The organism is Nocardia sp. NBC_01730, from assembly GCF_035920445.1.
GTDB lineage: Bacteria > Actinomycetota > Actinomycetes > Mycobacteriales > Mycobacteriaceae > Nocardia.
In genome coordinates this window covers 4,524,093-4,537,455 of the sequence record NZ_CP109162.1, presented here as the reverse complement: position 1 = coordinate 4,537,455, position 13,363 = coordinate 4,524,093, and the positions used below count along the sequence as shown (strand labels likewise).

Genomic DNA, 13,363 nt, shown 5'->3' with positions numbered 1-13,363 from the left:
GGATTGTTAGCCGCGCCCTGGCAAGTCCAGGATAACCGCGGTCTGGTTAACGGACCGCGGTCCGGCAATCGTCGAGAGTATGACAACTTCCTCGGAATCCCGCACGGCGACCCAGACGCTGAAAACCGGTTCGTGGGCGCTGGACGCCGCGCACTCCTCGGTCGCCTTCACCATTCGTCACCTCGGCATCTCCAAGGTGCGGGGTGGATTCACCCGGTTCGAGACCGAATTCGTGGTCGACGAGTCCGGCGCCGCCACCATCGGCGCGACCATCCACCTCGACTCGTTCGACACCGGGAATCCGGATCGGGACGCGCACATCCGCACCGCTGACTTCCTCGATGTCGCCAACCGTCCGACGCTCACCTTCCGCACCGCCCACCCCGTGGCCGTCGCGGAGACCTTCGAGGTCGAGGGCGAGGCAACGCTCGGCACGATCACCAAGCCGGTCACCCTGGAGGTCGAGTGGGGCGGGGTGCAGGACTTCGGGCCGACCGGCGACCGGCACGCGGGTTTCTCCGCGACCGGCACCATCAAGCGCACCGATTTCGGCGTCGGCGGCCTGATGCCCGGCATGCTCAGCGACACCGTGAAGATCGAGCTCGAGATTCAGCTCATCGAGCCGAAGTAGGACCTGCGGATCGTCTGCCGGGACGGTGTTCGCGAAAGGCGAACACCGTCCGGCCCAACCGGACAGACTGATCTTCGAACACCCGACGTCACGACTGATTTCGCAGGTACATGGGTAACTCGTCGGGTACGCCCGGAACTGGAGCGGTCCCAAACGCAGGACCTGAACGGGTCTCTGGCGGCACTCACCAGTACGGCCTGAATACTCGGGGAGGCGGACTGGCACTAGCCTGGGATCGACAACACAGGACTCTTAGTTCGGAGGTTGGCCGTGGAGGTCAAGATCGGTATTTCGGATAGCCCGCGTGAGCTGGTGATCAATAGCGCGCAGAGCCCGGACGAGGTCGAGGCGGTAGTGTCCGGTGCGCTGAGCGGTGAAGGCGGCGTCGTATCGCTCACCGACGAGAAGGGCCGGAAGTTCCTGATCCAGGCCGCGAAGGTCGCCTACGTCGAGATCGGCACCGCCACGGGCGGCCGCGTCGGTTTCGCCGCCGTCTGATCTTGGTCTCCGGCCGATACGCGTCGAGCCCCTGTTCCCGATTGGTGGGGAACAGGGGCTCGTTCGTCGCTGCGCAGGCTCAGCCGATCGGATGCAGCGGCACGTGCTTGAGGCCGCCCCAGGCGAGCGAGACGGTGGTGTCGACCGCCTCCTCCTTCGGGATCGGCCGATCGGCCTCCAGCCAGTAGCGCGCCGTGAACTGGCTCGCACCGACCAGCCCGACCGCCAGGATGCGCGCACGGTACGGGTCCAGACCCGAGTCGTGCGCCACCAGGTCGAAGACCGCGTCCACGCAGGCCTCGGTGGCCTGCTCGACCCGGCGCTGCACCTGCGGCTCGCTGGTCAGGTCGGACTCGAAGACCAGCCGGAAACCCTGCATCTCGTTGTCCACGAAGTCGAAGTAGGCCTGCACCGCCGCGCGGACGCGCTGTCGGTTGTCGGTGGTCGACCGCAGCGCCTGCCGCACGCTGGACACCAGCATGTCCACATAGTTCTGCAGCACCGCGAGGTACAGCTCCAGCTTGCTGCTGAAATGTTGGTACAGCACCGGTTTGCTCACGCCCGCGCACTGCGAGATCTCGTCCATGCCCGCGGCGTGGTAGCCGCGCTGAACGAAGACTTCGCTTGCCGCCGCGAGTAGTTGCAGACGTCGCTCGTCGCGCGGAAGCCGGGTACCGCGTTTGGCGGGTGCCGCTGCCCGGGACGACGATCGGCGGGACGTCATCCGGTCCACGAGGTCAGTCATGTCGGCTCTCCCAGTCGATTCCCCGGCAAAAGGGATGTGCACCGGGTTATCCCATGAACGATACCCGGTAGTTGCCCGCCCGCAGCTCGGGGTCGGGCAACTCATGCCACCCGGTGAGAATTGTCGCATCGAGCCGGCCGGCGAAATTCCTCGTCCGTGGGGACTCGTCCCCTGTGACACTCTGGTTTGTGTGTCCGACGGACCGGAGAGACCATCCGGCGGGAGGCGCGGAGCGCGCCGCCCCGCTGGCTCCGGCGCGTCCGGTTCCGTAGTGTCGGGCCCCATGGCGAGAACCGGGCCAGACGCGCGATCGGGTGAAGCGGCTCGACCCGACGTCGCGGCACGGTCCGGGACCGGTGGCGGATCACCAGGCCGGGGCGGTGGGTCCGGCAACCGGACGCGCTCGGCTCGAACCCCCGAACCCCCTGGGCAGCAGTCTGATTCGAACCCACTGCGGCGCGACGGCGACAACGTCGAGATCTACGATCCGCTCGGCCTCTACGACACAGACGACCGATCCCACCAACCGCTGCGTGCCCGCTGGGACCCCATCGCGTCGGACGACGGCAGAGTGCGGGGCCGCCCCGAGCGGGATGCGAAGAAGCAAAGCGCACTCGGCAGATTCGTCTCCACCTATGGCTGGCGGGCGTACGCGCTCCCGGTGCTTTTCGTAATCACCGTGCTTGTGGTCGCGGATGCGATCCGCAGCACCGACACCTCGGAAGGCGCGGGCGGGACTCCCGGACTCGGACAGCTCAGCCCGCACACCGCGACCGCGGGCATTATCGGCGCCCCGCCGGGGGACGGGCACTTTCCCACCGACCTGCCGACGGGGGCGCTGCCCGAGGGGGGCGCGTTCGCCGTCACCGGCGCGGGCACCTGGCGCGTGGTGCCGGGCATCACCGCCCAGGTCGGCACCGGAACGAACGTCTTCCGCTACACCGTCGAGATCGAAGACGGCGTGGACACCTCGGCTTTCGGCGGCGACGAGTCCTTCGCCACAATGGTGGACTCCACCCTCGCCAATCCGAAGAGCTGGGCGCACGACCGCAAGTTCGCGTTCCGCCGGGTCGGTCAGGGCGCCGCGGACTTCCGCATCTCGCTTACCTCGCGCGAATCCAGCCGCAAGGAATGCGGTTTCGATATTCCGATCGACACCTCCTGCTACAACGCCGACAGCCGCCGCGTGGTGCTCTCCCAGGTCCGCTGGGTCCGTGGGGCGCTGGCCTTCGAAGGCGACATCGGCTCTTATCGGCAGTACCAGATCAACCACGAGGTCGGCCACGCCATCGGCTACCACCACCATCAGCCGTGCGAGACCGATGGCGGACTGGCGCCGGTGATGATGCAGCAGACTTTCGGCACGTACAACGACGACATCGCCGCCCTCGACCCCGACGGCGTCGTGCCGATGGACGGCAAGCGCTGCCGCTTCAACCCTTGGCCCTATCCGCGCGGGTAGCTAGATGCTTGTTCGGCAGTGCCTTCGGCGCCGCGAACGGGGAATGGTTGGTCTCGCCGCGATCCCACATCGGCCCAACTCCCGCTGGGAATGCGTTCACAGCTCCGAGGGGCTCGTGCCGCCGGTGACCGCTCCGCGACGGCCAGGGCGGTTATCGCTGCGGGGTGGTGATGCGGGACGATGTGCGGGGAAGAACGGTTCGGTCGGCGGTGTTGCACAGGTGAGCAGCCCGTAAGGGGCCAATTGCCGCTGCGATCGGCCAATGCGATTCGAGGAGTCCTGGACGTGTCATCACCGAAGTCTCTGCCGCCACTTGTCGAGCCGGCCGTGGAGCTGACCAGGGACGAGGTCGCCCGCTACAGCCGTCACCTGATCATCCCCGATCTCGGGGTGGACGGGCAGAAACGTTTGAAGAACGCCAAGGTGCTGGTGATCGGTGCCGGTGGGCTCGGCTCGCCTGCCCTGCTGTATCTGGCGGCCGCGGGTGTCGGGACCCTGGGCATCGTCGAGTTCGACGAGGTGGACGCCTCGAATCTGCAGCGTCAGATCATCCACGGCGAATCCGATATCGGCCGCCCGAAGGCCGACAGCGCGCGTGACTCGATCCTGGAGATCAACTCCGGCATCGACGTGGTGCTGCACAAGATCCGCTTGGAGCCGGATAACGCGGTCGAGCTGTTCGGCGAGTACGACCTGATCGTCGACGGCACCGACAACTTCGCCACCCGCTACCTGGTCAACGACGCCGCGGTGCTGGCGGGCAAGCCTTATGTGTGGGGTTCGATCTACCGCTTCGAGGGCCAGGTCTCGGTGTTCTGGGAAGACGCGCCCGACGGCCGCGGCATCAACTACCGCGACCTGTACCCCGAGGCCCCGCCGCCGGGCATGGTCCCGTCCTGCGCCGAGGGCGGTGTACTCGGTGTGCTGTGCGCGTCGATCGGGTCGGTCATGGTGACCGAGGCGATCAAGCTGATCACCGGTATCGGCGAGCCACTGCTGGGCAGGCTGATGGTGTACGACGCACTGGACATGAACTACCGGACGATCACACTGCGCCGCGATCCGGAGCGCCGGCCGATCACCGAGCTGATCGATTACGAGGCGTTCTGCGGCGTCGTGTCCGAGGAGGGCCACGCGGCCGCGGCCGGGTCCACGATCACCGCCCGCGAGCTCGAGGAGTTGATCGACGCCGGCAAGGAGATCGAGCTGATCGACGTGCGCGAGCCGGTCGAGTGGGACATCGTGCACATCGAGGGCGCCAAGCTGATCCCGAAGGACCGCATCCTGTCCGGGGAAGCACTATCCGAGCTACCGCAGAACCGTCCGATCGTGTTGCACTGCAAAACCGGTATCCGCTCCGCCGAGGCGCTGGCCGCGTTGAAGAACGCCGGTTTCTCCGACGCCACGCATCTACAGGGCGGCATCATCGCCTGGGCCAACCAGATAGACAAGTCGCTGCCGGTGTACTGAGCGGTGTTTGTTACGCAGCGCCTCCGGCACTACGGCCCGACTCGGGTTCCAGGAGCCGGGGTTCCGCTGGTTAATGGAAGTGGAACAACCCGCCGGTGCCAGCGATATTCCCGCAAAAACCTGGTCTGACCAGCAGGCATATTGTTTTCGTAGGATGCTACGGCGACCCCGAGTTGTTGGCAATGCTCCGGCTTCCGAGCGTAGCGAGATCGAGCATTGTCTGTTCGCGGCCCGGCTCGCGTCCGAGTGGCCGCCGCGTCCGCGACGAAGTCGCCAGCGGCGGTCGCTCGGACGCGAGCCATCAAGGGGCCGCGAACACGGCGCGCCGAAGGCGCGCCAAAACCGACACAGCGTACGGTACGGCCGTGACTTCTGTGGAACCACCCGAGCACGTGCGTGCCACGTTCGGTCTGCGCGAAGTGACCCCGGTTGCGCTGGGTGACTGGGACGGTGGCTGGCGCTTAGGCGACGTGGTGCTCAGTCCGGTCGCCGATCACGCGCGCGCGGCGTGGTCGGCGAAGGTGCGTGAGACGCTGAAGGTGGACGGGCTGCGGGTGGCCCGTCCGGTACGCGCGACCGACGGTCGCTATGTCGTGTCGGGTTGGCGGGCGGATACCTATCTGGAGGGCACTCCTGAACCGCGCCACGACGAGGTGGTGTCGTTGTCGCTGCGACTGCACCAGGCCACGGCGACGCTGGAGCGGCCACGTTTCCTGGTGCAGCCGCCGGTCGCGCCGTGGGTGGATGTGGATGTTTTCGTCGCCGCGGACCGCGCCGCCTGGGAGGCGGTGCCGCTGCGCAGCCTCCGCGCGGGCGGTGTGCCGCTGTCTACCTCGCCGGACGGCCAACGCAGTATGGAGCTGATCGGTCAGCTCGCCACGCTGCGCAAGCCGGTGCGGGCGCCCGCGCAAGTGGTGCACGGCGACCTGTTCGGCACTGTGCTGTTCGCGGGCTCCCACCTGCCCGGCCTCACCGACATCACGCCGTATTGGCGGCCGGCGCCGTGGGCGGCGGGCGTGATCGTGGTGGACGCGCTGGCCTGGGGAGGCGCGGACGAAGGGTTGCTCGAGCGCTGGGCGGATCTGCCGGAGTGGTCGCAGATGTTGTTGCGGGCGGTCATGTTTCGGCTCGCGGTACATGCACTGCATCCGCGCTCGACTCCCGAGGCGTTCCCTGGTCTCGCGCGCACCGCCGACATGGTGCGCCTCATGCTCTGAATTCGGAATACCTGCTGTACGGAATGGTTGTGCGCGCAGCACGATATCGAATCGCGCGGAGCCCGACGCCGCGCCTGCCACCCGTGATAAGTTTTGCGCAGTATCGCCGCCGTGGGTCTCTGCTGGGCTGGAGACCAGCGCGGCCCGCGACGAGGGGTGAGGACGGCGGCAGGTGAGAATTCAACCGAGGCAACAGATTCTGGATCTGTGGCGATCCGTGCTGACCCAATCCTGGAACGGCGCCGAGTGGCACTGGGATGGTCGCGAGCCCGCCAACTCGATCAGTGATTCCGAGCAGTTGCTGTGCCTGCTCTATCCGGCGACCGAGATCGAAAGCCTGGCACTGGATCGTCCGGACAGCATGGCCGACGATGTCAGTTCGGTGCTCTCGCCGTTCGGCGGTCAGACGAAGATCGGCACCGTCATAGTCACGTTGCTGGAGGACTACATCCTCCGCAACACCCAACGCCTTGGACCGGACTTCGAACCGGACAGTGCCGGCGAACCGGACGGTGATCCCATCTTCGCCGCAGGCAGCTACCTGCGCTCCGCCGACGAGCGGGAACCCACTGCGGCGCAGCGGGATATCGAGGTCGTCGACTCGTACTCCATGTCGCTGACACTGTGTCTCGCGGGGCTGCGCTTCCTCCGGGTCTACGAGGGCTGGGTGCGCGCGGAGGCGCGCGGCAGCCTCGCCGAACGGATCGAGAAGCTCACCGCCAGGCTCAGCACCCGCCTCACCGCCGCGATGACCGGTCTGGTGCGCAGTTTCGTCGTCACGACCGTCGAGCCGAAATCCGATGCCGGACAAGTGATGCTCGGCATGCTCAATCAGAACGACCTGCCCGAGAAAACGGTCGCCGAGGGCATCACGCACAGCCTGCAGCGGGTCCGCGCGCGGCTGCGCAATGACATCACGCTCGGGCAGACGCCGGACACCGAGCTGGACGACGAGGATCTGCTGTTCGAATGCGGCTGGAGCTGGGGGCTGGTCCGCGAGGCCGCGCCGGTCGGCTTCGTGGACAGCGACATCGCCAGAAAGCCCGGCGTCGCCGATCCGCGCCCCTACCTGTATTTCACCGTCATCGCGCTCGACGGCATCAACGACCTGATCTCCCAGCGCACCAGGGAACTGGACCTGCTCGACGAGCAGCAGTACCGGCTGGCCGAGGCACTGCGCATCCGCTGGGACTTGACTCAGCGCTACTGGTCGACGGTCGCCCGATTCGGTTCCGGTTCGTGGCCGCTGGAAGATATCCCGTGGCGCACCTCCGACGGCGAGGAATCGGACTACTTCAGTCTCATCGTGTCCGCCGTGCTGATCCAGGACCTGGTCGCCCGAACCGCTTCCGACGACGACTTGACCAGAGCCGTCTCGATTTTCGACGAACTGGCCAGGCGCGGCCGGATCATCCGCAGGACCACACGCGACGATCCCGCGGTCGAGTTGCACGCGCCCGGCGTGCGATTGTCCTTGCGCGGCAGTGAAACCGTGGACAACGGGCCGCTGTTGCACTGGGAGGTCTCCGATTTCGCCGCAGTGCTGTTGAAGCGCACGTTGCAGGCTGCCCGTCTCTCCGGTGACATCACCGCCCGCGACCGGCTGATGGATCTGGCCAAATCGACGATGGATCATCTGGAAGCGCGAATGATCAGCTCCGGAAGGGCGTCCGGGCTCTGGGACGATCCCGCCGGAGTCTTCGGCAACGGGACGCAGCGGGAGAGCGATCCGTCCTGGTACATGACAGAACGCGTGATCGAATGCTTGGTCACCGCGGACCGGACGTTCCGCGAGCCACCGCTGACCTCCCGCGCGATGGTGGTGCGCGCGGTCGAACTGCTCAACGAGGCCGAGCACCTGCTCAACCAGGAAATGCTCGGCGTCAGTATCGAGGACTTCTCGGAGAACCGGATCACTCTGGACCGGGTGGAGGAGCACCTCGAGCAAGCCAGGCAACTGGTGGTTCGCAGACAGGCGGGCACCGCGTTCGTGCTCGCCGCCGACGCGCTACGCGAGCTGCACAAACTGGCCTATGCCCGCATGGACGCGACAAGGAGCACGTAATCGCATGATCGTGTTCGCGACCTCCGACAAGGGCGGCACCGGACGTTCGGTGACCAGCTGCAATCTCGCCTACCGCTTGTGCCTCAGCGGGATGAGCGTGGTCTATCTCGATTTCGACTTCGGTTCGCCGACCGCGGGCGCCCTGTTCGAAATCGGTTCCGTGGAGCGGGGAACTCCCGATGGGGACGGACTGCACGAGTATCTGCTCGGGAAGAACGGCATCGCCCGGCAGATCGACGTGCGCGCCAGGACCGATCGCAGTGGCCTCCGCAAGATGCGGACCAGGACGGGACGGCTCGTTCTGTTCCCTGGTGACGAAGGCGGCGCCGAGTTCGACAGCATCAACGACGGGGTGGTCAAGCGCTGCACGGAACTCCTCGTCGGCCTCGAACAGGAATTCAAGGTCTGTTTCGTAGACCTGAGCGCGGGCCGCTCGCTGGCGATGGAGCTGGTGCTGCGCGCGACAGCGGCGCCGCAGCTGGCCTCGAAGACGGTGCGGTGGCTGGTCTTCCACCGCTGGACTCGCCAGCACATCCTGGCGGCGAGCGGATTGGTGCACGGTCCGCACGGGTTGCTGGAGACCGGTGGACAGTGGAAACACGACCCGAAGAAGCTGCTCGCAAACATTCGCTACGTGCGCACCGCGGTGCCACAATTGAACGAGATGACCGGTGGTCCCGGTGCGGCCCAGGTCAAGTGGTTGCAAGAACAGAACGGAGCATTGGTCACGCTGGCCGGGAAGAATCGGCTCGGTGCGACATCGCTGCTCGGCAAGACACCGGTGGAGCCCGTGCTGCAATGGCGCGAGCAGATCATTCTCGACGCCGACGTGGCCAACAGCATCGCCAACGAGGACACCGCCGCCGCCTTCAACCAGCTCGCCGGTCGCCTGGTGCACGCGGCCACCTGGGAATAGAACCGAACTCGCCGCTGCTTCCGAAAGCGCCATCCTAGAAGGGTTTTCGATCCCCGTGGACTACGTAGCAGGCTATAGCGAGGCGACCGAGCGTACGCGGATCGCCCAGGTTCCGTTGTCCCACCTGTCCATCGAGGTGGGGCACTTCTACATGAACGATCTCAGCAACGGCGAGGATCGCATCCGCGCACAGTTCCGCAAGATCGCTCCACTGGTCACGGCCCTCACCGCTGCCGCTCAGGCCGAGTTCGGGCCGCGCGCACGGGTGAGCACCTGCTTCCTGATCGATGACTATTTTCGGCACGACACCGACCCCACCGAGATTCTCGGCAAGTTGCTCAGCGCCGCCACGCAGTGCGGGGTGACCATCGACTATCTGGCACGCGAGGCGGGCTGTTGGGAGACGCCGTCCGGCTCGACCGGTGAGCGCCGCATCCAATTGGCCGAAATGGTCGCCGCGCGCATCGTGGCCGAGCCGCCGGAGGGCTCGACCGGGCGTCGTCCGCCCACCGCGGAGTCCGGCTGGCTGTGCAACGGGCGCCGCGCTTCCGACGACGAGCCGGGCCAGGCCATGCATCGCCTGCCGTACGAGCCGCCAGAGGAGTTCGGCAGGCGCGAGCATTCGATCTTCCTCGACGTGCAGATGTGGACCAAGCAGACCAAGAAGGTGAACGGGCGGGCCGAGGTGCACACCAAATGGTCGTGCCCCTTCCTGGCCTCGATCTGGCAGCTGCTGCGGCTCGGGATGCTGCGCTACGACGGCGAACCCATCGTGGATCCGCAGCTGTGGCGGCCGGAGGACGGCTGGCCGCAGCAGTGGTGGGAGATGCCCGCCGTGGTGAAACTCAATCCGCAGGCCAAACCCTTCGCTGCCTACCGGTCGCTGTCGCTGCTGCCGCAGCGGTACCTGGGTATCGAACACGCGGTGCGGGTAATCCTGGATCACATCGATCTCGAGGAAGAAGTGGTCGATCAGGTCATCGCGCGGGGCACCGTCGAGGACGTCCCGATCACGGTGCCACGCAAGGTGACCGAGCGGATGAGCCACCTGCTGCTGGATGGATCCTGATATGGGCGAAGCATCGGACTTCGGTTCCGACCCCGATCGGCCCTCGCGCGGCAAGCGGCTGCGCCAGCGGCCTGCAGTGCCCCGTGGTCGGCGCGCGGCCCGGCAGCCACACCTGGCTGGAAGGACCACGCGCGCAGTCCCCGAAAGGTCACCGACGCCAGCACCTGCCGGTACCCGGCCGCTGATCCTGCTCGGTGAGGTCCGCACCTGCCTGGTGCCGGATTCGACGGCGCTGAGCCGCGACATGCTGGAGGAACTGCTCGCGCTGATTCCCGGCGAAAAGATGCCGTGGCGCGAGCGGCCGACGACCCTGGCCACCTCGCCGACCATCGCGGTCGGGGTCGATTGCCAGCTGGCCACCCGGCCGCGCGGCGGCGTCCGAGCGGTCGGGACGGTGGCCACCAATGCGGTGGTCGTCGGTGGACGGGTGCTGCAGAGTTCGGCGCACACCACGGTCGTTCCCGCCGAAACACGTCAGCGGCAGACCTGGTCGCACTATCTGACCCGGGTCGGGGTGATCGAGGTGATCTCCAAGGTCACCGACGCGACCAGCGGTGAGCTGGGCGACTGTTTTCTCGCCCCTGGCGAGCAGCCCGACGGCACCTTGGATCTCGCCTCGATCAGTCAGCGGCTGCTCGCCAGGATCCGGATGGACATGGGGCTCGATCAGCACGCGCCGATGCAGACGCGGACAGCGCGCCTGCGCTGGGCCGCGCGGATCGCCGACGTGCCGCAGCCGATCCTGAGGTTCCAGTTGCAGGACGAGCTGGTCCGCACCGTGCTGGTGACGGTGCGCGACGAGTCGGAACTCGCGGTGGCGCGCCGCTTCTGCGAGGATCTCGCGCTGCACGACTGGCTGCTGACTGTCGCCCGCGCGGTAGTCGAGGAGGCCGATCTCCACCCGCCGTCCAGCACGGAGTCGGCCGAAATCATCGCGCCGCTGCTCACGCATCTGGCGCACCTCTGGATGCCTGGTGCGCACACGCCCGGGGCGCTGCGCGGCCTATGGGAACAAGTGGAGCACAACCCCGGCTTCACCCGGGAATGGCAGGCGCAGGTGGGCCAGCTGCGCGACCGGATGTCGGCGGCGACCCTTGCTGCCATGCGCCCCTCCAAGATAAACACACCGGATTGAGCGCAGGTCCGCTCACAGCCGGAACCATCGACGGACGAGTAGCGCGAAAAAGACCGAGGTGGCGACGATCCCGGCGTACGACTCGATGATGAGCAAGACGTGCCCGGCCCGGCTGACCTTTTCGATATCGCCGAGACCGAGCGGATTGAGGAAGTTGATCAGGCACATGTGCAGTGATGTGGTGATCGAGATGGGTGTGCTCAGCCACAGCGCGACGGTGAACACGAGCAGTAGTGCGGCGATCCAGACGAGCAGCCGGAACGGCCGGTAGCCGTAGCCACACATCAGGTCCGAGGCCCAGCCTGCGCTCCGGCGCCAGGCCGGATGGATCGCCGTCCTGCGCGCTCTGGCCAGCGCGAGGCCGCAGCGGTCCTGCGCATCGATGTCTTCATTGAGCGCGTGCAGACCAGAGGCGCGCAGAAAGGCCATGGCCGCGTGCCCGGGGAGGAATGTCTTGGCTCTCTGACCGGGCAGCTCGGCCGAGAGGAGGCGATGGCCGAGCTGCTCGTAGGTGTCGGCCAGCCGCATGTTCTGGGTGCGGCTCAGGCGTAGCGGGCCGCGCAGCTCGACCTCCGCGGCCAGCAGCGCCATCAGCAGTTCGATATGCGCCCGCTGCAGGACCTCGTCCATTGCGGTGGTGGTGTCGTCGGCTGCCGCGTAGATGTCGGAGAAGAGCAGGCTGTCGCCACGATGCTTGATCTTCGAATGATCGAAGGCGGTGACCACCTTTTCGACGTGACTGTTGAACGAATCCAGGAGCGGCTTCTCGTCCGGCCGTCTGGTCCCGGCGGTCAACTCGTCCAGGTAGTCCGCGACTTCCTGGGCGTAGCCCGTGGCGTGCTGATCGATCCAGATGTCGGGTGAATTCCCGAACTGCACGTGGGTGACCGGGTCTTCGAATTCGGTCATCGATGTTCCTCCCCCGGGCCTGCGCGTCATTGTGACGTGATACCCACCATACAACGCTCTCCCAATCGAAAAAGGTTGGTAGACACCGGCCTTCTCGGACGTCCTCCACTCACGTCGATACTGCGTCCGTGTCGGTTCTCGCGTCATTCGGGCCGTTTCACCCACACGAGTGGGTCGCACCACATCAGCAGCATGCCACCAGCCACCGACGACAACGCCCGACATCAACCTCACCGCGGCATCGGCCCTAGTCCGAGCCTGGACTGCGCTTGCGCCAGATGCCCGAGGTCGGATCGGTGATCGACGGTGTACTGGGGCGGTGCTGGATTCGATGCACCAGAATGTCGCGCGGCTCGCCCGCTCCGAAGTAGCGTTCTTCGTGCCCGGCCCAGACGAATCCGGACTTCTTGTACAGATTCGACGCCGATTGATCAGTAGGCCGGACAGTGAGGAACACTTCTTCCACCTGGGCGGCCCGGCACCGGGCCAGCGCGCCGTTCATCAACGCCCGCCCGTAGCCGTGGCCACGGCATTGCGGTGCGACCGCGAGCCCGATCACCCAGGCGCACTGCGGCGAGCCGAGCGCCACCATCGCATAGCCGCAGACCGTGCCGTCGAGATCGGCGACCACCCACTGTGATCCGTGCAGATCGAAGAGCTGGCGCAGCGCGAAGTACGGGTACGCCAGTTCGGCGAACTCCATCTGCTCCAGCGCGGCGATTTCCGCCAGGTCATCCAGCTGAGTAGACCGGAACAGCGGCGCCCCAAGACCTTTCGTGATGTCCACATGCTCACCTCTCCCCGGCAGTGAGTCCAGCATTCAGAGTAGAGCGTTCACGTGGTTCTCGGGCAGAGACGGGGCGAAAGCCTCACTTGGTGAGATGAACTCACGCAGTGCGGCTTTCGGGTGCCAGGTGGGCTGGTACCGCAACGGCGCTGAGGTGAGTGGATCGCTCGTCGCCGGATGCGGGATAACCGGGGCCGAGTGCTGTAGCTGCGCTGTAGCGAAGCCGGCAAGGAGAACGTTGGAAGCGGCCGATCTCATTGACGATCAGAGCGGGCAGGACGAAATTCATTGCGGGCGGCGCAAATTGGGGGGTTGACAGCACCCCCTTAGGTATCTCACCGTTGTACACGTAAGTGTTGTGCACCTATATGGTGTGCACCTCTCTGATGGTAAGGAGTCGATTTCATGAAAAGGTCCAAAGACAAGGCATCCGCTCAGCCCACCAGTCAGAACCGCGTC

The 13,363-nt window shown here is 66.3% G+C and carries 12 protein-coding genes; 9 read left to right on the top strand and 3 right to left on the bottom strand.

The genetic code is table 11. The features are described from left to right. Positions 1-79 precede the first annotated feature (79 nt). Together OHB12_RS18225 and OHB12_RS18220 are read left to right on the top strand one after the other, a co-directional pair. Positions 80-631 (top strand): YceI family protein, encoded by a 552-nt coding sequence (locus tag OHB12_RS18225; RefSeq protein ID WP_327109815.1) that lies wholly within the window; start codon positions 80-82, stop codon positions 629-631. Positions 632-901: 270 nt separating this feature from the next. After that, complete coding sequence (locus tag OHB12_RS18220) at positions 902-1,129, top strand: DUF3107 domain-containing protein (protein WP_327109814.1); 228 nt, start codon at positions 902-904, stop codon at positions 1,127-1,129. 79 nt (positions 1,130-1,208) lie between these two features. On the opposite strand, the gene OHB12_RS18215 is transcribed toward OHB12_RS18220, so the two are convergent. Continuing rightward, entirely contained in the window at positions 1,209-1,874 is a 666-nt protein-coding gene (locus OHB12_RS18215; protein ID WP_327109813.1) for a TetR/AcrR family transcriptional regulator, read from the bottom strand. A gap of 283 nt (positions 1,875-2,157) precedes the next feature. Between OHB12_RS18215 and OHB12_RS18210 the strand changes: the two genes are divergently transcribed. From OHB12_RS18210 to OHB12_RS18180, 7 genes are all read left to right on the top strand, one after another. Then, positions 2,158-3,336 (top strand): DUF3152 domain-containing protein, encoded by a 1,179-nt coding sequence (locus tag OHB12_RS18210; RefSeq protein WP_327109812.1) that lies wholly within the window; start codon positions 2,158-2,160, stop codon positions 3,334-3,336. A gap of 285 nt (positions 3,337-3,621) precedes the next feature. Beyond that, positions 3,622-4,806 (top strand): adenylyltransferase/sulfurtransferase MoeZ, encoded by a 1,185-nt coding sequence (gene moeZ / locus OHB12_RS18205; protein WP_327109811.1) that lies wholly within the window; start codon positions 3,622-3,624, stop codon positions 4,804-4,806. Between the two features lie 365 nt (positions 4,807-5,171). Further along, positions 5,172-6,023: a TIGR02569 family protein gene (locus tag OHB12_RS18200; protein ID WP_327109810.1), complete on the top strand. Its 852-nt coding sequence runs from the start codon at positions 5,172-5,174 to the stop codon at positions 6,021-6,023. Positions 6,024-6,195: 172 nt separating this feature from the next. Next, entirely contained in the window at positions 6,196-8,088 is a 1,893-nt protein-coding gene (locus OHB12_RS18195) for an SCO2524 family protein (protein ID WP_327109809.1), read from the top strand. A 4-nt stretch (positions 8,089-8,092) separates the two neighbouring features. Beyond that, on the top strand, positions 8,093-9,004 hold the full coding sequence (locus OHB12_RS18190) for an SCO2523 family variant P-loop protein (RefSeq protein ID WP_327109808.1): 912 nt from the start codon (positions 8,093-8,095) through the stop codon (positions 9,002-9,004). 55 nt (positions 9,005-9,059) lie between these two features. Then, entirely contained in the window at positions 9,060-10,073 is a 1,014-nt protein-coding gene (locus OHB12_RS18185; RefSeq protein ID WP_327109807.1) for an SCO2522 family protein, read from the top strand. Position 10,074: 1 nt separating this feature from the next. Further along, the gene (locus tag OHB12_RS18180) at positions 10,075-11,208 is read left to right on the top strand and encodes an SCO2521 family protein (RefSeq protein WP_327109806.1); all 1,134 of its coding nucleotides are present in this window, start codon (positions 10,075-10,077) and stop codon (positions 11,206-11,208) included. Positions 11,209-11,220: 12 nt separating this feature from the next. On the opposite strand, the gene OHB12_RS18175 is transcribed toward OHB12_RS18180, so the two are convergent. Both OHB12_RS18175 and OHB12_RS18170 read right to left on the bottom strand, forming a co-directional pair. Further along, entirely contained in the window at positions 11,221-12,117 is an 897-nt protein-coding gene (locus OHB12_RS18175; protein ID WP_327109805.1) for a hypothetical protein, read from the bottom strand. A 247-nt stretch (positions 12,118-12,364) separates the two neighbouring features. Further along, complete coding sequence (locus OHB12_RS18170) at positions 12,365-12,904, bottom strand: GNAT family N-acetyltransferase (RefSeq protein ID WP_327109804.1); 540 nt, start codon at positions 12,902-12,904, stop codon at positions 12,365-12,367. Between the last annotated feature and the right edge of the window lie 459 nt (positions 12,905-13,363).

Coding starts and splice junctions, on each gene's coding strand:
- OHB12_RS18225 (WP_327109815.1), top strand. CDS start 80: ATGACAACTTCCTCGGAATCCCGCACGGCGACCCAGACGCTGAAAACC.
- OHB12_RS18215 (WP_327109813.1), bottom strand. CDS start 1,874: ATGACTGACCTCGTGGACCGGATGACGTCCCGCCGATCGTCGTCCCGG.
- OHB12_RS18210 (WP_327109812.1), top strand. CDS start 2,158: ATGGCGAGAACCGGGCCAGACGCGCGATCGGGTGAAGCGGCTCGACCC.
- OHB12_RS18190 (WP_327109808.1), top strand. CDS start 8,093: ATGATCGTGTTCGCGACCTCCGACAAGGGCGGCACCGGACGTTCGGTG.
- OHB12_RS18180 (WP_327109806.1), top strand. CDS start 10,075: ATGGGCGAAGCATCGGACTTCGGTTCCGACCCCGATCGGCCCTCGCGC.
- OHB12_RS18175 (WP_327109805.1), bottom strand. CDS start 12,117: ATGACCGAATTCGAAGACCCGGTCACCCACGTGCAGTTCGGGAATTCA.